This window comes from Halomonas sp. V046 (assembly GCF_052645355.1).
In genome coordinates this window covers 1-1,073 of the sequence record NZ_JBQXYF010000039.1, presented here as the reverse complement: position 1 = coordinate 1,073, position 1,073 = coordinate 1, and the positions used below count along the sequence as shown (strand labels likewise).

1 rRNA gene is annotated in these 1,073 nt (G+C 52.6%); it reads right to left on the bottom strand.

The features are described from left to right. Positions 1-1,073, bottom strand: a 23S ribosomal RNA gene (locus ACUN9Y_RS22090); the annotation flags it as partial.

Sequence of the window (1,073 nt, the reverse complement as noted above, 5' to 3'; positions counted from 1 at the left end):
ACCCGTAGCTTCGGTACCTGGTTTGAGCCCCGTTACATCTTCCGCGCAGGCCGACTCGACTAGTGAGCTATTACGCTTTCTTTAAAGGATGGCTGCTTCTAAGCCAACCTCCTAGCTGTCTGAGCCTTCCCACATCGTTTCCCACTTAACCAGGATTTCGGGACCTTAGCTGACGGTCTGGGTTGTTTCCCTTTTCACAACGGACGTTAGCACCCGCTGTGTGTCTCCCACGCTTGCACTCACCGGTATTCGGAGTTTGCCTCGGGTTGGTAAGTCGGGATGACCCCCTAGCCGAAACAGTGCTCTACCCCCGGCGGTGATACGTGAGGCGCTACCTAAATAGCTTTCGAGGAGAACCAGCTATCTCCGGGCTTGATTAGCCTTTCACTCCGATCCACAAGTCATCCAAATCTTTTTCAACAGATCCTGGTTCGGTCCTCCAGTTGATGTTACTCAACCTTCAACCTGCTCATGGATAGATCGCCCGGTTTCGGGTCTATTTCCAGCGACTGGTCGCCCAGTTAAGACTCGATTTCTCTACGCCTCCCCTATACGGTTAAGCTCGCCACTGAAAATAAGTCGCTGACCCATTATACAAAAGGTACGCGGTCACAGAACAAGTCTGCTCCCACTGCTTGTACGCATACGGTTTCAGGATCTATTTCACTCCCCTCTCCGGGGTTCTTTTCGCCTTTCCCTCACGGTACTGGTTCACTATCGGTCAGTCAGGAGTATTTAGCCTTGGAGGATGGTCCCCCCGTCTTCAGTCAAGGTTTCACGTGCCCCGACCTACTCGATTTCACAACACTCAGGTTTCGGTTACGGGACTATCACCCGCTATGGTCAGGCTTCCCAGCCTGTTCACCTACCAGTCATGTTGCTTAAGGGCTGGTCCCCGTTCGCTCGCCGCTACTAGGGGAATCTCGGTTGATTTCTTTTCCTCAGGGTACTTAGATGTTTCAGTTCCCCTGGTTCGCCTCCCAACACCTATGTATTCAGTGTGGGATACCCAAGTTACCTTGGGTGGGTTTCCCCATTCAGAAATGTCCGGGTCACAGGTTGTTTGCCACCTC